Origin of the sequence: Streptomyces sp. ASQP_92, from assembly GCF_025399895.1 — a bacterium.
In the GTDB taxonomy this organism is placed as follows: Bacteria; Actinomycetota; Actinomycetes; order Streptomycetales; family Streptomycetaceae; genus Streptomyces.
Genome location: NZ_JAODUA010000001.1, coordinates 500,181 through 518,695 on the forward strand (window position 1 = coordinate 500,181; position 18,515 = coordinate 518,695).

The window sequence follows — 18,515 nt, forward strand, 5'->3', positions numbered from 1 at the left end:
AACGGTTGCCCCAGAAGAGGGCGGTACGCGGAGTAACCTCGCCCCGCGACCCTCCCGGAGGGGCCTGCGGAACCCCCCACGGGTACTTTGTGCGGGCCTTGTGGGGCCTGCGGTACCCTGACGCCATGCGTGCCGTACGCCTTCTGCTTAGCGAGCCGCGCTGAACACTCCCGACCGATGAAGAGATCCGGTCGGACTCGGCGCGGCGCCCCCTCCTGTGCGAGGGGTTTTTTCGTTTGGCGATTCGATGGCGGATCGACGGACGAACGCTCGTAACCGCTGGCAGAGACGATCGATGGAGCTTTGAGGACATGAGCGAGACGAACACCGCTGCCGCCGCAGAGACGGCCGCGCCGCACCGCTACACGGCGGCCATGGCCGCCGACATCGAGGCACGCTGGCAGGACTTCTGGGACGCCGACGGCACCTACGCGGCGCCGAACCCGACGGGCGACCTGGCCGGTGACCCCGAGGTCGCCGCCCGGCCCAAGAAGTTCATCATGGACATGTTCCCGTACCCCTCGGGCGCGGGACTGCACGTCGGCCACCCGCTGGGCTACATCGCCACCGACGTCTACGCCCGCCACCAGCGCATGACCGGCCACAACGTGCTGCACACGCTGGGCTTCGACGCCTTCGGCCTGCCCGCCGAGCAGCACGCCGTCGCCACCGGCACGCACCCCCGGGTGTCGACCGAGGCCGCCATGGACAACATGAAGCGGCAGTTGCGCCGGCTGGGTCTGGGCCACGACAAGCGCCGGTCGGTCGCGACGATCGACCCCGAGTACTACAAGTGGACCCAGTGGATCTTCCTGCAGATCTTCAACTCCTGGTACGACGCCGACGCGAAGAGGGCCCGCCCGATCGCCGAGCTGGTCGCCGCGTTCGAGGACGGCAGCCGCGAGGTCCCCGGCGGCCGTGACTGGGCCGCCCTGAGCGCCGCCGAGCGCGCCGACGTCCTGGGCGAGTACCGCCTGGCGTACGCCTCGGACGCGCCGGTCAACTGGTGCCCCGGCCTGGGCACCGTGCTGGCCAACGAGGAGGTCACCGCCGACGGCCGCTCCGAGCGCGGCAACTTCCCCGTGTTCAAGTCCAAGCTGCGCCAGTGGAACATGCGCATCACGGCCTACGCGGACCGTCTGCTGGACGACCTGGACGCGCTGGACTGGCCGGACGCGATCAAGTTGCAGCAGCGCAACTGGATCGGCCGCTCCGAGGGCGCCCGGGTCGACTTCAAGGTCGGCGAATCGGACGCCATCACCGTCTTCACCACCCGCCAGGACACCCTGTTCGGCGCCACCTACATGGTGCTGGCGCCCGAACACGAGCTGGTCGACACCATCGTTCCGGCGGCCTGGCCCGAAGGCACCCACGAGGTGTGGACGGGTGGGCACGCGACCCCGGCCGAGGCCGTCGCCAAGTACCGCGCGTTCGCCGCCTCCAAGTCCGACGTGGAGCGCCAGGCCGACGCCAAGGAGAAGACCGGCGTCTTCACCGGAGCGTTCGCCCTCAACCCGGTGAGCGGCGAAAAGGTTCCCGTCTTCATCGCCGACTATGTGCTGATGGGCTACGGCACCGGCGCGATCATGGCGGTGCCGGCGCACGACAGCCGTGACTTCGCCTTCGCCCGCGCCTTCGAACTGCCCATGCGCTGCGTCGTGCAGCCCTCCGACGACCGCGGCACCGACGCCTCGACGTGGGACGAGGCGTTCGCCTCCTCTGAGGCCAAGCTGGTCAACTCCGCCAACGACGAGATCTCGCTGGACGGCCTGGGCGTCGTCGAGGCCAAGGCCAGGATGACCGACTGGCTGAGCGAGCGCGGCATCGGTGAGGGAACCGTCAACTTCCGGCTGCGCGACTGGCTGTTCAGCCGCCAGCGCTACTGGGGCGAGCCCTTCCCGATCGTCTACGACGAGGACGGCATCGCCCACCCGCTGCCCGAGTCGATGCTGCCCCTGGAGCTGCCGGAGGTCGACGACTACTCGCCGCGCACCTTCGAGCCCGACGACGCCAACACCTCGCCCGAGACCCCGCTGTCCCGCAACGAGGACTGGGTCAACGTCGAGCTGGACCTGGGCGACGGCGTCAAGAAGTACCGCCGCGAGACCAACACCATGCCCAACTGGGCCGGTTCCTGCTGGTACCAGCTGCGCTACCTGGACCCGCACAACAGCGACAAGCTGGTCGACCCGGCCATCGAGCAGTACTGGATGGGCCCGCGCGAGTCCATGCCGACCGGCGGCGTCGACCTGTACGTCGGCGGCGCCGAGCACGCCGTGCTGCACCTGCTGTACGCGCGCTTCTGGTCCAAGGTGCTGTTCGACCTGGGCCACATCTCCTCGGCCGAGCCGTACCACAAGCTGTACAACCAGGGCATGATCCAGGCGTACGTCTACCGGGACGGCCGCGGCTTCCCGGTGCCCGCCGCCGAGGTCGAGGAGCGCGACGGGAAGTTCTTCTTCGAGGGCGAGCCCGTCAAGCGCGAGCTGGGCAAGATGGGCAAGTCCCTGAAGAACGCGGTCACTCCGGACGAGATCTGCACCGAGTACGGCGCCGACACGCTGCGCCTGTACGAGATGGCGATGGGCCCCCTGGACGTCTCGCGGCCCTGGGACACCCGGGCCGTGGTCGGCCAGTACCGGCTGCTGCAGCGGCTGTGGCGCAACATCGTCGACGAGGCGACCGGTGAGGTCACCGTCACCGACGCCGAGCCCGACGAGGCGACGCTGCGCGCCCTGCACAAGGCGATCGACGGCGCCGGCGGCGACCTGGCGGGGCTGCGGTTCAACACCGCCATCGCCAAGATCACCGAACTGAACAACCACCTGACCAAGACGGGCGGCCCCCTGGCACGACCGGTCGCCGAACAGCTGGTGCTGCTGATGGCGCCGCTGGCCCCGCACATCGCCGAGGAGCTGTGGCGCAAGCTGGGCCACACCGACTCGGTGGTGCACCGGGCCTTCCCCGTCGCCGACCCGGCGTATGTCGTGGACGAGGCCGTGACCTGCGTCGTTCAGGTCAAGGGCAAGGTCAAGGCGCGCCTGGAGGTGCCGCCGGCCATCTCCGACGACGAGCTGGAGAAGCTGGCCCTGGCGGACGAGGCGGTCGTCGCCGCGCTGGGTGGCGCGGGGATCCGCAAGGTCATCGTGCGCGCGCCGAAGCTGGTGAACATCGTCCCCGCGTAAGGGCCGAAGCGGCACTGGGGGCTTTCCCCTACGGGCAGGTTGAGGGTTCCGCGGGAACCCACGGCCTGCCCGTTCCGTTTACGGTGGAGGGGACGATGCCGACCGACCGAGGGGACGTTCATGGAAGCCGCGATCCTGATCATGGCGCTGCTGTTCGTCGCCTTCGTGGCGCTCGGCGTGTACGTGACGGTCAAGGCGGTCGGCGCCGCCAAGCGCGGGGTGGAGCGCACGGTCACCCAGGCCCGCAGGACGGTCGAGGACACCACGCTGCGCGCCAAGAGCGTGGGCCAGCCCGGCGTCCCGGGACACCTCGCCCAGCTGCGGCTTTCCTTGCGCACCTCGATGCGGGCCACCCAGGAGGCGCTCCACGCGCGCGTGGCCGAGGACGAGTCGCTGAGGGAGTCCATCGCCCTGTTCGAGCGGCTCAGCGCGCACGGTCATGAACTGGACGACGAGCTCAGGCGCCTGGAGCGCGAGCCGGACCGGCGCAGGACCGCGGAGCGCATGCCCGAGCTCCGCGAGCGCACCGAGCGGATCACGCACTCCGCCGATTCGCTGCGCTGGGCGGCCCGGGACCGGGCCCGGCAGTTCGCCGACGACGAGCTTGCCGCGCTCAGCCAGCAGATCGAGATGGAGTCGGGCGCCCTGCGCGACTGGTCGACCAAGGGCCCAACCAACGGCGAACCCGCCTCCTGGGACGCCCTTTCGGACAACCCGGCGCCCTCGCACGGCGCCTCGTCCTCGGCGGGCTCATCCCGTTCGTCGTCCTCGCCGTCGGCCGAGCGGGACGCGACGGACCGACCGGGGCCGGCCGCCCAGGCACCGCAGGCGATAGGCGCGGCGAAGCCGCCGGTGACCTACCCCTGGCAGAAGGCACCCCGCCCGGAAGCCACGAGTTGAGCCGGCGAACAGCAGGTCAAGGCGGTGCGGCAGGGCGGTCGGGGCTGCCCCGAACCGATCATTGCGCCAGGGCCGGGCTGCCGCGCGGCGGCCTCGGCGGGTAACCTCCCGCTCATGTCCCGCCATGTCGCGATCGTCACCGATTCCACGGCCTACCTGCCGCCGCAGACGATGGAGCGGCACAGCATCACCGCAGTGCCGTTGACCGTCGTCCTGGGGGACCAGGCGCTGGAGGAGGGCACGGAGATCTCGGCGCGCTCCCTGGCGCTCGCCCTGCAAAAACGACGTCCCGTCACCACGTCCCGGCCCAGCCCCGAGGTGTTCGCGGCTGCCTACCGCAAGATCGCCGAGGCGGGTGCGACCGAGATCGTCTCGCTGCATCTGTCGGCCGAGTTCTCCGGAACCTACGACGCCGCGGTGCTCGCCGCCCACGACGCCCCCGTGCCGGTGCGCGTGGTCGACACCGGGATGGTCGCCATGGCCCTCGGCTTCTGCGCCCTGGCCGCGGCCGAAGTCGCCGAGGCGGGAGGCACGCTCGACGAGGCGGTGGCCGCCGCGGAGAAGCGAGCCGGCGCGACCTCCGCCTTCTTCTACGTCGACACCCTGGACTATCTGCGCCGCGGCGGCCGGATCGGTGCCGCGCAGAGGCTGCTCGGCTCGGCCCTGGCCGTCAAGCCGCTCCTCCAGCTCGACGGCGGCCGGATCGACATGCTGGAGAAGGTACGCACCGCCTCCAAGGCCATCGCACGGCTGGAGGAGATCGTGGTCGAGCGGGCGGGGAGCACCCCGGTCGACATCGCGGTCCACCATCTCGCCGCGCCGGAACGCGCCGCCACCCTCGCCGAGCGGCTGCGGGCGCGGGTACCGGGCCTGGTCGACCTGCACACGAGCGAGGTCGGAGCGGTGATCGGCGCGCACACGGGGCCGGGCCTGCTGGGGGCCATCGTCTCGCCGCGCTGAGCGGGGCGCCCGGCCGGGAGGCGTCAGTGCATGGCTTTCCCCACTGCGCGGGCCGCGTGCCCAGCCCTCGGGCGGCATGCCCAGACGCCGGGCCGCATGCCCAGACCTCGGCGGCATGCCCAGACGCCGGGCCGCATGCCCAAACGCCGGGCTTGCGCCAAGTCTTCGGGCCGCACCGCCGCACCGCCGCGCCGCCGCGCTGAGCGACGCCGCCCCGACCTGCCGAACCCTTCGCGGGCGCCCACCCCGACGTGCCCTCCGACTGCCCCGCTCCCTCCTCCGGGTGACCGAGTTATCCACAACTGGCAGGTTGTCCACGGAAATTGATGGTGATCAGCGGGTTCCGGCCGAGGTGTCTAGCCTCTCGTGACATGGCAATCCGATCACCACGCACCGCCACGAGCGGACCGGGCCGAGCCCCCGGTTCGGACGGCCGGGCCCGCACGGGTCGCGGTCACCGCAACGGGGCCGCCGACGCCCCACTCTCCGTCCTGACCGCCCGCAGGCGCGCGGACGCGCTGTTCCTCCCGCCCCCACCGGGCACGGCCGCCCCACCGCACGAACCCGCCTCCCCGACGACGCGCGCCCTCGGGGAGTCGGCCTTCGCCTCCCGCGACGGTTTCGCCGAACCGGTCGACGCCACCGATCGGGACGAGGTCGGACGGTCATCCGGCGCGCGGCCCGGCCTCGGCGCTCCCGGGGTGCGGGAGAGGGCCTTGGCAGCGGTGCGTGAACGGCTTCCGGTGTGGGCCCAGACGAGGTGCGGCCTCGCGCCGCGCAGTCTGGCCGCCCTGTGCCTGGTCCTGCTGGTGGCCGCGGGATTCGCCGTGCACCACTTCTGGGCCGGGCGCCCCCAGTCCGTACGAGCCCCCGACCTCGTCGAGGGACCGGCGCCCCCGCTGTCCGAGGCGAAGAGTGCGGGCAGCGGGACCGGACCGGCCCGCTCCGGAGGCACGGGCTCCGACGCCACGCCCCGCCCGGTGGCGAACGCGGCACCCACACCGGCGGGAGCGCTCGTGGTGGACGTGGGCGGAAAGGTACGACACCCGGGGATCTACCGGCTGCCCAGCGGATCCCGGGTGGCCGACGCGCTGGCCGCAGCGGGCGGTGTGCGGGACGGCACCGATCTGACCAGCCTCAACCGGGCGCGGCCGCTCATGGACGGCGAGCAGGTGCTGGCCGGGGTCCCGGGAGGGGCTGCTTCCGGGGCGGGAAGTGGTGCCGGCGGAGGTGGAAGCGGGGGTGGCGGCGGTGGCCCGGGTGGCAGTTCTGGTGGGCCGATCAGCCTGAACTCCGCCTCGGTGGAGCAGTTGGACGGGCTGCCGGGGGTCGGCCCCGTGCTCGCTCAGCACATCGTGGACTACCGCGCCCAGCACGGCGGCTTCCGCTCCGTCGGCGAACTGCGCGAGGTCCATGGGATCGGCGCCCGACGGTTCAACGACCTGCAATCCCTGGTGCGGCTGTGAACCGCCTGGAGGTCCATGCCGGGGCGGACCACCGGCTGGGCTCGGCCAACCCCTACCGGGAGGGGCCGACGGACCTGCGCCTGATCGGACCCGCCCTGGGTGCCTGGGGCGGTGCGGCCGCAGCGTTGAACTCATCTGCCGCCGAAGCGAGTTGGGGATCGGCGCTGTGCCTGGCCGCAGCGGTGGCCCTCGTGGCGCCGGCCGTACGCCGGGCTCTGCGCCTTGGATCGCTGCCCCGGGGATTGCCCACGCGAGAGGCACTCCCGCGAAAGGGCCTGCGGCGCGGGGCCCTGACATCGAGGCCCGTCCCGCTGCGGGCAGCCGACACCAGGCCGCGGGGAGAGGAGAAGCCGGGCCGGGACGAAGGGAGCCGGGGTGAGGGGGATCGGAGTGAGAGGGATCGGGGGCAGGACGAAGGGAGCCGGGGTGAACGGGGCCGGGGGCGCGACGGGGATGCGGGGAGTGGAGCGGTCTGGAGGTATCGGGGCGCCGCCGCCGGGGTGCTGGTCTGCGCGGCGGCCGGGATCTTGGCCGGAGGGCTGCATGCCGCCGAGGCGCGGAGGGGGCCGCTGCCCGGGCTCGCGGCCGGGTTCCGTCAGGCCACCGTGGAGCTGGTGGTCCGCGCCGATCCGAAGGCGACCCGGTCGGCGGGCTGGGGCGGCGCCTCGTACGCGGTGGACGCCGAGGTGGAGAAGGTCCTCGGGCCGGGGGGTAGGACGGAGCGGGTCCATACGCCGGTCCTGGTGATCGCACCCGCGAGCTGGCAGGGCCTGTTGCCGTCGACGCGGGTACGGGTGAGCGGGCGGCTCGCGCCGGGCGAGGGGGATGTCGCCGCCGTACTGAGAGCGCCGAACGGGCCGCCTCGTATCACCGGGCCACCAACTGCCGTGCAGCGAAGGGCCGGTGAGCTTCGCAGTGGACTGCGCGAGGCGGCCGGAGGGCTGGCGCCGGATGTGCGGGCGCTGCTGCCGGGGCTTGTCGTCGGTGACACCTCACGGGTCACTCCCGAACTGCGTGCCGCGTTCCGGGCGACCGACCTCACGCACATCATGGCCGTGTCGGGAAGCAATCTGGCAATCATGCTCGCGCTGCTGATCGGGACGCCGGGGCGGGCCCTGCTCGCCGAGCGGGGTGGTCTCGCGCCGAGGCTCGGGATCTCCTTGCGGACCACCGCACTGCTCGGCGGGGCGCTCACGCTCGCCTTCGTCGTGGTGTGCCGGCCGGAGCCGAGCGTGCTGCGGGCCGCCGCCTGCGGCCTGGTCACCCTGCTGGCCATCGGTACGGGCCGGCGCAGATCGCTGATCCCCGCCCTGGCCGCCGCCGTACTGCTCCTGGTGCTGTACGCGCCCGAACTGGCCCGCAGCTATGGGTTCCTGCTCTCGGTGCTGGCCACGGGGGCGCTGCTCACGATCGCGCCGGGATGGAGTGCGGTGCTGCGGCGGCGCGGGGTGCCGAACGGGATGGCCGAGGTGCTGGCCGCGGCGGCAGCGGCGCAGGCGGTCTGCGCGCCCGTCGTGGCGGTGTTCGCCGCACGGGTCAGCCTGGTCGCCGTCCCCTGCAATCTGCTGGCCGAGCCGGCGGTGGCGCTGGCCACGGTCCTGGGCTTCGCCGCCCTCGCCGCCGCGCCGGTCGTGATGCCGCTTGCCCAACTCCTCGCCTGGTGTGCGGGGTGGCCCACGGGATGGATCGCTTCGGTGGCCCGCACCGGAGGGGCTCTGCCCGGAGCGCAGGCGCAGTGGCCGGGAGGCTGGGGCGGGGGGCTGCTGCTCGCCGTCGCGACCGGCCTCGTGGTGCTGGTGGGGCGGAGGTTGCTCCGGCATCCCTGGGTGGCCGCCTCGCTCGCACTGCTTCTGCTGCTCGCGGTGGTGCGTCCAGTCCCGCTGACCAGGATCGTCACCGGGTGGCCGCCGCCGGACTGGTCGTACGCCATGTGCGATGTGGGCCAGGGTGATGCCACGGTGCTGGCGGCGGGCGCGGGGACCGCGGTGGTGATCGACGCCGGGCCGGAGCCCCAGCCGGTCGACCGATGCCTGCATGAGCTGGGCGTGAGCCGCGTCCCGCTGCTCCTGCTCACCCACTTCCACGCCGACCATGTGGGCGGCCTCGCCGGGGTGTTGCGGGGCCGGTCCGTCGGGGTGATCGAGACGACGGGGTTCGGTGAGCCGCCCGACCAGGCCGCCTTTGTGCGGCGGACCGCGGCGGCGGACGGGGTGGCGGTGGTGCCGGCCCGGTACGGCGAGCGGCGGGCGCTCGGCGGGCTCTCCTGGGAGGTGCTGTGGCCCCCGCCCGCGCCGGGTCCCGCCCCGGACGGCCCGAACGACGCCAGCGTCACCCTGCTCGCCCGCACCGCCGCCGGGCTGACGCTGTTGCTGCCCGGCGATCTCGAACCGGCCTCGCAGCAGGGCCTGTTGAGGCAGAACCCGGGGCTCCCGCGGGTGGACGTCCTCAAGGTCGCCCACCACGGCTCGGCGCACCAGGATCTTGCGCTGCTCGGGGTCGTACGCCCGAGGCTGGCGCTGATCTCGGTCGGACGGGGCAACCGGTACGGCCACCCGGCGCCCCGCACCGTAGCCGTACTGCGCGCGGCGGGAGCGGCGGTGCTGCGCACGGACACGGACGGAGCCGTGGCGGTGACGGGGGTGGGCGACGGGCTGAGGGCCGTGCCCCGGGATCGAGGGCCGTAGGGTCCAACTGCCTTGTGGTCAACCGGAGTTGCTGTTCAGACGAGCCAGGTGCCGTCGGTCATCAGGTCGCGGTCGGGGATCTCGTTGGCCTCGCGCCAGGCCTGGACGCGCTGGGGGACGACACGGAAGAAGGTGTACGAGGGGTCGCTGTTACGCGGGTCCCACACGACCTTGGCGGCGAAGGCATCGGCCGATGCGGAGGGGAGTTCGGGAGTCGGGACGAGGACGGCGGTGCCCGTGATGTGGACGACGTCCCGGGTGTGGCCGAGCGTGACCTGGACCGGACGGTCGCCGGACTCCAGGTTGCGCAGGGTGGGGTTGGTGATGCGGGTGCACATCAGGAGCGTGCTCTGTTCCCAGACGAAGGAGAGAGGCATGAGATGCGGTTCACCGGCGGCGGACGCGGTCGCGACCCAGGCGTCCTCGTCCTTTTCGAGGCGGGTCAGGACGTCCTGCTTGCGCTGTTCGCGACTGCGCGGCGGCTCTGATGTCGTCATGTCGGGTCACGCTAATGGGCGTTGGGTACGTCGTGCCTCGGGCGCTAGTCCTAGGTCGGATGGCGGTGGGCCGGGTGCGGTGGGGGTGGCACGCGGTCCGAGGGGCCCGGGGAAACGGAATGGCCAATTCGGGCCTCTGGTGACAGGTGCCTCATCATCGCCCACGTACCGCGTTTGCCTCGAACGGCACATCAGTGATCGAATGCGTCTTCGTCAAGGGGCCGGGGACCTGTTGTGGCGGGGACGGACGAGGAGGTCCGGCCCCCGCGCGGCCCGACAGAAACTTCTTCGCACGGGGGTGCGTGCACAGTGTTCAGCCGCTGGTTCGGCAGGAGCTCGACCAGTTCTCCGCTTCGTTCCGGGCCCCTGGCCGGGCTCTCCGTCCCGCCGACCGCGGGCGTGCTCAGCTGCCGGGTGCTCGACCCGGTCAGCGAGCCCGTCCAGCGGGCCGAGTTCACGGTCAGCGACGCCTCGGGCCGCAAGGTCGTGGCCGGGGAGACCGACCCGTTCGGGACGGTCGTCACGACGGTTCCGGCGGGCGAATATCGGCTGGCCGTCACGGCCGACGGGTACACGCCCTTCTACGGGAACGCCAGTGTCACCGCGAGCGGGCTCGCCTCGCTCGGCGACATCACGCTCCAGGTCGCCGCCCCGCCGACGCTGCCGGACCCGGGGGAGTGGGAGCTCGACCCGACGCACTCCCAGATCGGCTTCACCGCGAGCCACATCGGACTGGCCCGGATCCACGGCCGGTTCAACACGTTCGCCGGGGCCATCCGGATCGGTGAGCGCATGGAGGGGGCGGCGATGCACGTCGTCATCGACACCGCCTCCATCGACACGGGGGTGAAAATGCGCGACGACCACTTGCGGTCGGGCGACTTCCTCGACGTCGGCAGCTATCCGACGATGGAGTTCTACAGCGACCGCTTCGTGCACCGGGGTGGCGGTCGGTGGGCGATCATCGGCGGCCTGACGCTGCACGGCGTGAGCCGTACGGTGACGCTCGACACGCAGTACCTGGGCCTGGGGACCGGGCTCGGCGGCGAGACCAGGGGGGCCTGCCGGGCCAGTACCGAGCTGCACCGCGAGGACTTCACGCTCACGTGGCAGACGATGCTGGCGCGGGGGATCGCGGCGATCGGGTCCTCGATCTCGATCGACCTCGACATTCAGGTCGTCCCCAAGGCGGGCTGACCCCGGGCGGGGGTGGTGGTGGCGGGCGTGGGGGCGAGGCTTACTCTCTCCCCCCTGTGCTGCATGTGCCCATGGCCGAGGTCCTGCCGGAGCCGTGCCTGTGCCTCTGCGCGTGCCCGCACGCCCGGCGGCTCAGGGGGCTTCGAGCCAGCCGTCGTGTTCGGCGGCCAGCGCGTCCAGGGCCTTCGGGTCGAGCCGGGCGCTCGGGTCCTCGACGACGACCAGCCACTGGGCGTCCTCGGCGTCGTCCTCGCCGGCCAGGGCGTCGCGAACGAGCTGAGGTTCCTCGGCGAGGCCGAACAGGTCGGTCAGCTCGGTCGACACCTCCTCGGCGGTGTCGCGGTCCGGGAGTACCAGTACGTGTCGGGTCACATCGTTCACCTGGCCATTCTCCGGCATGAGGCGCGGGGCCGCGGCGGCAGGAGGGGGCTGTCAGTGGGGCGTGGGATGCTGGACGGCGATGGCCACCAGGAAGAATTCCACCGACGATCCGCTCGCCCCCGTCACGCTCGCCGTGGGCCAGGAGGACCTGCTGCTCGACCGCGCCGTGCAGCAGGTGGTGGCGGCCGCCCGCGCCGCCGACGCCGACACCGATGTGCGAGACCTCAGCTCCGAGCAGTTGCAGCCCGGCACGCTGGCCGAGCTGACCAGTCCCTCGCTCTTCGCCGAGCGCAAGGTCGTGGTCGTACGCAACGCGCAGGACCTGTCGGCGGACACGGTCAAGGACGTGAAGGCGTATCTCGGCGCGCCCGCCGAAGAGATCACGCTGGTGCTGCTGCACGCGGGCGGCGCCAAGGGCAAGGCGCTTCTCGACGCGGCCCGCAAGGCGGGGGCGCGGGAGGTCGCGTGTCCCAAGACCACGAAGCCGGCCGAGCGGCTCACGTTCGTCCGGCAGGAGTTCCGGGCGCTGGGGCGTTCGGCCACGCCCGAGGCGTGCCAGGCGCTTGTCGACTCCATCGGCAGCGATCTGCGGGAGCTGGCTTCGGCGGCGTCGCAGCTCTGCGCGGACGTGGAGGGGACGATCGACGAGGAGATCGTCGGGCGCTACTACACGGGACGGGCCGAGGCGTCCAGCTTCACCGTCGCCGACCGGGCGGTGGAGGGGCGGGCCGCGGAGGCCCTGGAGGCGCTGCGGTGGTCGCTGTCGACCGGGGTCGCACCGGTGATGATCACCAGCGCGCTCGCGCAGGGGGTGCGGGCGATCGGGAAGCTGTCCTCGGCGCGGGGCGGCCGACCGGCCGATCTCGCACGGGAGTTGGGGATGCCGCCGTGGAAGATCGACCGGGTGCGGCAGCAGATGCGGGGGTGGACGCCGGACGGGGTGTCCTTGGCCCTGCGGGCCGTGGCCGAGGCGGATGCGGGGGTCAAGGGCGGGGGGGATGATCCTGAGTACGCCCTGGAGAAGGCCGTGGTCACGATTGCTCGGGCGGCTCGGGCGGGGCGGTAGCGCTCCGCTTCGGGTCGGGGGTGAGCGGGGTTTTGTCGGGGCTCTGCCCCGGGCCCCTTTGGCTGCGGTTCGTGCGGGGCTGGTCGCGCAGTTCCCCGCGCCCCTGAGGGGTCTGGCTGCGCCGGCCCCGCCGTGCCCCCGGAGGGGCTGGTTGCGTCGGTCCCGGCGTTCTTGAAGGGCTGGTGGAGACCGCCCCCGGGTCTTTTCGGCTGCGGTTCGTGCGGGGTTGCTCGCGCAGTTCCCCGCGCCCCTGAGGGGTCTGGCTGCGCCGGCCCCGCCGTGCCCCCCGGAGGGCCTGGCTGCGCACGCCCCCGGCGTTCTTGAAGGGCTGGTGGAGACCGCCCCCGGGTCTTTTCGGCTGCGGTTCGTGCGGGGCTGGTCGCGCAGTTCCCCGCGCCCCTGAGGGGCCTGGCTGCGCCGGCCCCCCCGCGCCCCCAAGGGGCCTGGTTGCGCCGAACCCCCCGCACCCCCGATGAACCCCGCGCCCCACGACCCGGGGCCGGGGGGCGCAAGGGGTTTGGGTCAGGCTGCTCGGCGCCAGCTTACGGGGGGGTGGTAGGGGTGGCGGCGCCAGGCGGCCAGGGGGATTACGGGGGCCAGGGCGGGGGTGGGGGATTCTCCGGTGAGGGAGAGGAGGACCACCGCCAGGGCGGCCAGTTCGGCTTCCGTGGGGGAGCCCTTCAGTACGCGGAACAGGGGTTCGCTCGACACGCTCGCTCCTTACTGCGGGGGGTTGCCATGTTTGCGGGACGGCAGGTCGGCGTGTTTGGTGCGCAGCATCGACAGCGCGGCGGCGAGGACCTTCCTCGTCTCGGCGGGGTCGATCACGTCGTCCACCAGGCCCCGCTCGGCCGCGTAGTACGGGTGCATCAGCTCTGACTTGTACGCCGCGATCTTCTCCGCCCGGACCGCCTCCGGATTGTCCGAACTCGCTATCTCCCGGCGGAAGATGACGTTCGCCGCGCCCTCCGCGCCCATCACCGCGATCTCGTTGGTGGGCCAGGCGTAGGTGAGGTCCGCGCCGATGGACTGGGAGTCCATGACGATGTACGCGCCGCCGTAGGCCTTGCGCAGGATCAGGGAGATGCGGGGCACCGTCGCGTTGCAGTACGCGTACAGCAGCTTCGCGCCGTGGCGGATGATGCCGCCGTGCTCCTGGGAGACACCCGGCAGGAAGCCCGGCACGTCGACCATGGTGAGCAGCGGGATGCTGAACGCGTCGCAGAGCTGGACGAAGCGGGCCGCCTTCTCGGAGGCCTCGATGTCCAGGACACCCGCCAGGAACTGGGGCTGGTTGGCCAGGATGCCGACCACCCGGCCGTCGATCCGGGCCAGCGCGCAGATGATGTTGCGGGCCCACTGCTCGTGGACCTCCAGGAGGTCGCCGTGGTCGACGATCTCCTCCAGGACCTTGCGCATGTCGTACGGGCGGTTGCCGTCGGCCGGTACGAGGTCGAGCAGGACATCGTTGCGCCGGTCGGCCGGGTCGTCGCCCGGGGGCAGCGCCGGCGGCATCTCGCGGTTGTTGGAGGGGAGCATCGAGATCAGATACCTGACCTCCGCCAGGCACGTCTCCTCGTCGTCGTGGACGAAGTGGGCCACGCCCGACACCCCGGCGTGCACGTCGGCGCCGCCGAGCCCGTTCTGGGTGATCTCCTCGCCGGTCACCGCCTGCACCACGTCGGGGCCGGTGATGAACATCTGGGACGTTTCGCGGACCATGAAGACGAAGTCGGTGAGGGCGGGCGAGTACGCGGCGCCGCCCGCGCACGGGCCGAGCATCACCGAGATCTGCGGGATCACCCCGGAGGCTCTGGTGTTGCGCTGGAAGATGCCGCCGTAGCCGGCGAGAGCGCTGACGCCCTCCTGGATGCGGGCGCCCGCGCCGTCGTTCAGGGAGACCAGCGGCGCGCCGGCCGCGATGGCCATGTCCATGATCTTGTGGATCTTCGTGGCGTGGGCCTCGCCCAGCGCGCCGCCGAAGATACGGAAGTCGTGGGCGTACACGAAGACCGTGCGGCCCTCCACCGTGCCCCAGCCCGTGACCACGCCGTCGGTGTACGGCTTCTTCGCCTCCAGGCCGAAGCCCACCGCCCGGTGGCGGCGCAACTGCTCCACCTCCTGGAAGGTGCCCGGGTCCAGGAGCAGGTCGATGCGCTCGCGGGCGGTCAGCTTGCCCTTGGCGCGTTGCGCCTCGGTGGCCTTCTCGCTCGGGCCGAGCCTGGCCTGCTCGCGCAGGACGTGCAGTTCGGCCACGCGTACGGCCGCGGTCCCCGGCGACGGCTGCTCAGTCACGGTCACGGTCGGTCCTTTCATATCCGGAGTCGAAGTGGGTCGAGGTCGAGAGGGAACGCGGCGCGCGGCGGCACGTCATGGACGCGGAGCCCACGCGTGAGTCGCCCGCGCGCGGACCGCGTCCAGCAGGCTCGCCTGCTCCAGACACTCCCCGGCGTCCGGCGACTGGAGCGCGCCGGAGCGCACCGCGCGCACGAACGCCCGGACGGTGGCGGCCACTTGATCGTGCGGGGCCAGCGTCAGTTCGCGGGGCCCGTGCGCGTCCGTGATCCACACCATCGGCTTGTGGTCGGCGGACGGCGTGAACGCCGGCTCGACACGGATCCGGCCCTCGCTGCCCCACAGTTCGTACGCCGAGCGGTAGGCGTGCTCCATGCCGAAGGCGAGCTGGCCGAGCACCCCGGCGGGGGAGCGGACCAGTACCGCGCCCGAGGTCTCCACCGCCGAGCCGCCCGTGTTCTCCAGCGCGGCGCCGACGATCTCCAGACCCGCGCCGAGGAAGTACAGCGCGGCCCGCACCGGGTAGTAGCCGACGTCCAGCAGGGCGCCGCCGCCCAGTTCCGGGCGGTGCCTGATGTTGCCCGCGGGCAGGCCCGGGATCGCGAACGCGGCGCTGAACGCCCGGAGTTGACCGATCGCCCCGCTCGTCACCAGCTCCCGTACGACCGAGTGCTGGGGGTGATGGACGAACATGACGTTCTCCATCAGGACCAGGCCCGAGGCGCGCGCCAGGTCGAGGAGCGCCTCGGTGGTCGGCCGGTCGGCGGTGAGCGGCTTCTCGGCCAGGACGTGCTTGCCCGCGCGCAGCGCCCGGCCCGCCCACTCGGCGTGCAGGGAGATCGGCAGGGGCACGTACACCGCGTCCACGTCGTCCCGCGTGAGGACCGCGTCGTAGGACTCGACGGGCGCGCAGCCGAACCGGTCCGCGACCTCCCGAGCGCGGCCGCCGTCCCGGCTCGCCACCGCGGTCAGCTCGATGTCGGGGTCGGCCGCCATGGCGGGCAGCACCCGTCGGCGGGCGATGTCGGCGGTGCCGAGGACGGCGATGCGCAGGGGTCGTTCAGTCATCCGTCAGATGTCCCATGGCGTTGAGGCAGGCGAGGAGCGTCCTGGCCTGCACATTGACGTAGTGCCCGTGTTTGATCAGCGCCGTGAGCTGGCTGACCGTCACCCACTGGTAGCCGGTCGGCGGCTCGATCGGTGCGTCCCGCTCGTCGGCCTCGATGACGAGGTAGCGGTTCTCCGCGTACAGGAAGCGGCCGCCCTCCTCCGAGTGGATGGCGTCGTAGCGGACCCGCTCGGGCGCCGCCTCCAGGACGAGGTCCAGGAACGGCGGGCGGACCTGGAGGCCCTCGAAGTTGTCCGGGGAGCACTGCACGGTGGGGGCCAGTTCGACCGTGTCGAGGAAGCCGCCCTCGACCTTGGCGTTGGCCAGGACGTGCAGCACGCCGTCGAAGGAACGGGTCAAGAAGGCCGCGATGCCCCGGCTGCACGGCTCGATCAATGGCTGCGTCCAGCTCGTCACCTCGCGGTTGCCGGCCTGGACCTCGACCGCGACCACGTTGAACCAGCGGCCGTCGTCCTTGCCGATGCGCGCCTCGTCACGGGTCCAGCCCGGCACGTGGTCCAGCGGGATCCGCTCCGCGCGCACGTCGTAGCGCGAGCGCTCGGAGGTGAACCAGGACAGAAGGTCGACATCGGTGAGCAGGGCGCCCGCCTCGGGGTCGCGCGAGCGGGCCAGGGACTGGCTGAACTCGTCGCCCCGCACGGCGCCCGCGCCGTACGCCGGCAGACAGGCGAGGACGGTGCGCGAGTCCATGTTCACCAGGTTGTCCTGGTGCAGGAGTTCGGATATCTGACCCAGCGTCAGCCAGCAGAAGTCGTCGTCCAGCGGGACGTCGCCGTCCACCTCGACGATCATGTTGCGGTTGCTCTTGTGGTAGAACCACGAGCCGTGCTCGGACTGGAGTACATCGGCGAGGATCCGGCCGCGCCCACCGCCCGTGAAGTACTCGATGTACTTCACGTCCGTGCCCTGGTGGACCTTGGTGTAGTTGCTGCGGGTGGCCTGCACGGTGGGGGAGAGCTGGAGCAGGTTGCGGTTGCCCGGCTCCATCTTGGCCTGCATCAGGAAGTGCAGTACGCCGTCGAACTCCTTCACCAGGATGCCGAGGATGCCGACCTCGGGCTGCTTGATGATGGGCTGGTACCACTCCTTGTGGGGGCCGTCGTCGGTGGTGACGTGCAGCCCTTCGACGCTGAAGAAACGGCCGCTGGAGTGCACCAGGTTCCCGGTGCCCGGCTCGAAGGACCAGCCGCGCAGCTTGGAGAAGGGGATCCGCTCGATGCGGAAGCCGCCCGTCCTGCGGCGCTCGGCGAACCATTGGTGGAAGTCCCAGGTGGACAGGGTCCCGCCGGTGGTGGCCGCGGACGCCGCGATCCGGTCGGCTACCGACACCGGCTCACGGGGCTGGACCACCGGCTGAAGCTCAGTCAGCTCCGCAAGTGTCGACGACATGTACGCTCTCTCCTCGTCAGGGTGCTGGGGTGGAGGGGTGTCGGGGGTCCGTCACCAGCCGGCGACGAAGTCCCGGATCGAAGACGTCATGAAGTCGGTGTGCTCATCGGTGAGCCCCGGATAGACGCCGATCCAGAAGGTCTGCTCGGTGATGATGTCGGAGTTGGTCAGGTCGCCCACGACGCGGTGCGGGGCGTCCACGTAGGCGGGCTGGCGGGTCAGATTGCCGGCGAACAGGTTGCGGGTGCCGATCTTCCGCTCTTCGAGGAAGTTCACCAACTCCTTGCGCCTGAACGGCGCGTCGGGGTCGACGGTGATCACGAAGCCGAACCAGCTCGGCTCGCTGCCGAGGGTCGCCTCCGGCAGGATCAGGTGCGGCACGCCCTCCAGGCCCTCGCGCAGACGCTGCCAGTTGCGGCGGCGGGCCGCGGTGAAATCGTCGACCTTGTCGAGCTGGGTGAGACCGAGCGCGGCCTGGAGGTCGGTGGCCTTCAGGTTGTAACCGATGTGCGAGTAGATGTACTTGTGGTCGTAGCCGGCCGGCAGCGTGCCCAGCTGGTACTGGAAGCGCTTGAAGCAGCGGTCGCTCTCGCCCGGCTCGCACCAGCAGTCCCGGCCCCAGTCGCGCAGCGACTCCACGATCCGGGCCAGCGCCAGGTTCGAGGTCAGCACGCAGCCGCCCTCACCCATCGTCAGGTGGTGCGCGGGATAGAAGCTCACCGTCGTCAAGTCACCGAAGGTGCCGGTGAGTTGACCGTTGTAGAGGGAGCCGACCGCGTCGCAGTTGTCCTCGACGAGGAAGAGGTCGTTCTCCTCGGCGATCTGCGCGACCTCGGCGACCTCGAAGGGGTTGCCGAGCGCGTGCGCGACCATGATGGCGCGGGTCTTGGGACCGACGGCGGCCTTGATGCGCTCCGCGGTCGTGTTGTACGTCCGCAGCTCGACGTCCACGAAGACCGGGACGAGGCCGTTCTGGAGGATCGGGTTGACGGTGGTGGGGAAGCCGGCGGCCACCGTGATGACCTCGTCGCCGGGCTTGAGGCGGCGGTCCTCCAGGTGCGGCGAGGTGAGCGCCGACATGGCGAGCAGGTTGGCCGAAGAACCGGAGTTCACCAGGTGGGCCTTGCGCCGCTTCATGTAGCGGGCGAAGCGGGACTCGAACTTGCGGGAGCTGGTGCCGGCGGCTATCCGCATGTCCAGCGCGGCCTCCACCAGAGCCACTCGGTCGGCGGGCTCCAGGACCGCGCCGGAGGGCCAGATCTCGCTGACTCCCGGCACGAACTCATGGGACGGCTCCTTCTCCAGGTGGTACTCCCGCACCTGTTCGAGAATCCGTGCCTTGGTGTCACTCATTTTGGCTGCCTCC

The 18,515-nt window shown here is 71.8% G+C and carries 14 protein-coding genes; 7 read left to right on the forward strand and 7 right to left on the reverse strand.

Annotation, left to right across the window (positions count from 1 at the left end):
• Positions 1–311: 311 nt before the first annotated feature.
• From leuS to N4G70_RS02205, 5 genes are all read left to right on the forward strand, one after another.
• Complete coding sequence (gene leuS, locus N4G70_RS02185; RefSeq protein ID WP_261710630.1) at positions 312–3,185, forward strand: leucine--tRNA ligase; 2,874 nt, start codon at positions 312–314, stop codon at positions 3,183–3,185.
• A gap of 120 nt (positions 3,186–3,305) precedes the next feature.
• Positions 3,306–4,085: a hypothetical protein gene (locus N4G70_RS02190; RefSeq protein WP_261710631.1), complete on the forward strand. Its 780-nt coding sequence runs from the start codon at positions 3,306–3,308 to the stop codon at positions 4,083–4,085.
• A 114-nt stretch (positions 4,086–4,199) separates the two neighbouring features.
• Positions 4,200–5,045: a DegV family protein gene (locus N4G70_RS02195; protein WP_261710632.1), complete on the forward strand. Its 846-nt coding sequence runs from the start codon at positions 4,200–4,202 to the stop codon at positions 5,043–5,045.
• 371 nt (positions 5,046–5,416) lie between these two features.
• Positions 5,417–6,511 (forward strand): ComEA family DNA-binding protein, encoded by a 1,095-nt coding sequence (locus N4G70_RS02200; RefSeq protein WP_261710633.1) that lies wholly within the window; start codon positions 5,417–5,419, stop codon positions 6,509–6,511.
• 527 nt (positions 6,512–7,038) lie between these two features.
• A complete protein-coding gene (locus N4G70_RS02205) occupies positions 7,039–9,195 on the forward strand; it encodes a ComEC/Rec2 family competence protein (RefSeq protein WP_261710634.1) in 2,157 nt (718 codons plus the stop codon).
• A 35-nt stretch (positions 9,196–9,230) separates the two neighbouring features.
• On the opposite strand, the gene N4G70_RS02210 is transcribed toward N4G70_RS02205, so the two are convergent.
• On the reverse strand, positions 9,231–9,692 hold the full coding sequence (locus N4G70_RS02210; RefSeq protein ID WP_261710635.1) for a pyridoxamine 5'-phosphate oxidase family protein: 462 nt from the start codon (positions 9,690–9,692) through the stop codon (positions 9,231–9,233).
• Positions 9,693–10,001: 309 nt separating this feature from the next.
• On the opposite strand from N4G70_RS02210, the gene N4G70_RS02215 reads away from it, so the two are divergent.
• Entirely contained in the window at positions 10,002–10,889 is an 888-nt protein-coding gene (locus tag N4G70_RS02215; RefSeq protein ID WP_388720555.1) for a YceI family protein, read from the forward strand.
• A gap of 132 nt (positions 10,890–11,021) precedes the next feature.
• Here the strand turns inward: N4G70_RS02215 and N4G70_RS02220 are convergent, their stop codons facing one another.
• On the reverse strand, positions 11,022–11,270 hold the full coding sequence (locus N4G70_RS02220; protein ID WP_261710636.1) for a hypothetical protein: 249 nt from the start codon (positions 11,268–11,270) through the stop codon (positions 11,022–11,024).
• 79 nt (positions 11,271–11,349) lie between these two features.
• Between N4G70_RS02220 and holA the strand changes: the two genes are divergently transcribed.
• Positions 11,350–12,336, forward strand: a complete 987-nt coding sequence (gene holA / locus N4G70_RS02225) for a DNA polymerase III subunit delta (protein WP_261710637.1) — start codon at positions 11,350–11,352, stop codon at positions 12,334–12,336.
• A 522-nt stretch (positions 12,337–12,858) separates the two neighbouring features.
• On the opposite strand, the gene N4G70_RS02230 is transcribed toward holA, so the two are convergent.
• From N4G70_RS02230 to rfbH, 5 genes are all read right to left on the reverse strand, one after another.
• Positions 12,859–13,047, reverse strand: a complete 189-nt coding sequence (locus N4G70_RS02230; protein WP_261710638.1) for an acyl-CoA carboxylase subunit epsilon — start codon at positions 13,045–13,047, stop codon at positions 12,859–12,861.
• A 9-nt stretch (positions 13,048–13,056) separates the two neighbouring features.
• Positions 13,057–14,637, reverse strand: a complete 1,581-nt coding sequence (locus tag N4G70_RS02235; RefSeq protein WP_261710639.1) for an acyl-CoA carboxylase subunit beta — start codon at positions 14,635–14,637, stop codon at positions 13,057–13,059.
• A 69-nt stretch (positions 14,638–14,706) separates the two neighbouring features.
• Complete coding sequence (locus N4G70_RS02240) at positions 14,707–15,699, reverse strand: Gfo/Idh/MocA family protein (RefSeq protein WP_261710640.1); 993 nt, start codon at positions 15,697–15,699, stop codon at positions 14,707–14,709.
• A complete protein-coding gene (locus tag N4G70_RS02245) occupies positions 15,692–17,149 on the reverse strand; it encodes an NDP-hexose 2,3-dehydratase family protein (RefSeq protein ID WP_261710641.1) in 1,458 nt (485 codons plus the stop codon). The genes N4G70_RS02240 and N4G70_RS02245 overlap by 8 nt, the downstream gene beginning before the upstream one ends.
• Positions 17,150–17,200: 51 nt before the next feature.
• A complete protein-coding gene (gene rfbH / locus N4G70_RS02250) occupies positions 17,201–18,502 on the reverse strand; it encodes a lipopolysaccharide biosynthesis protein RfbH (protein WP_261710642.1) in 1,302 nt (433 codons plus the stop codon).
• Positions 18,503–18,515 lie beyond the last annotated feature (13 nt).

Excerpts from the sequence above, each read along its gene's own strand:
- leuS (WP_261710630.1), top strand. The coding sequence starts at position 312 with ATGAGCGAGACGAACACCGCTGCCGCCGCAGAGACGGCCGCGCCGCAC.
- N4G70_RS02190 (WP_261710631.1), top strand. The coding sequence starts at position 3,306 with ATGGAAGCCGCGATCCTGATCATGGCGCTGCTGTTCGTCGCCTTCGTG.
- N4G70_RS02195 (WP_261710632.1), top strand. The coding sequence starts at position 4,200 with ATGTCCCGCCATGTCGCGATCGTCACCGATTCCACGGCCTACCTGCCG.
- N4G70_RS02200 (WP_261710633.1), top strand. The coding sequence starts at position 5,417 with ATGGCAATCCGATCACCACGCACCGCCACGAGCGGACCGGGCCGAGCC.
- N4G70_RS02210 (WP_261710635.1), bottom strand. The coding sequence starts at position 9,692 with ATGACGACATCAGAGCCGCCGCGCAGTCGCGAACAGCGCAAGCAGGAC.
- holA (WP_261710637.1), top strand. The coding sequence starts at position 11,350 with ATGGCCACCAGGAAGAATTCCACCGACGATCCGCTCGCCCCCGTCACG.
- N4G70_RS02240 (WP_261710640.1), bottom strand. The coding sequence starts at position 15,699 with ATGACTGAACGACCCCTGCGCATCGCCGTCCTCGGCACCGCCGACATC.
- N4G70_RS02245 (WP_261710641.1), bottom strand. The coding sequence starts at position 17,149 with ATGTCGTCGACACTTGCGGAGCTGACTGAGCTTCAGCCGGTGGTCCAG.
- rfbH (WP_261710642.1), bottom strand. The coding sequence starts at position 18,502 with ATGAGTGACACCAAGGCACGGATTCTCGAACAGGTGCGGGAGTACCAC.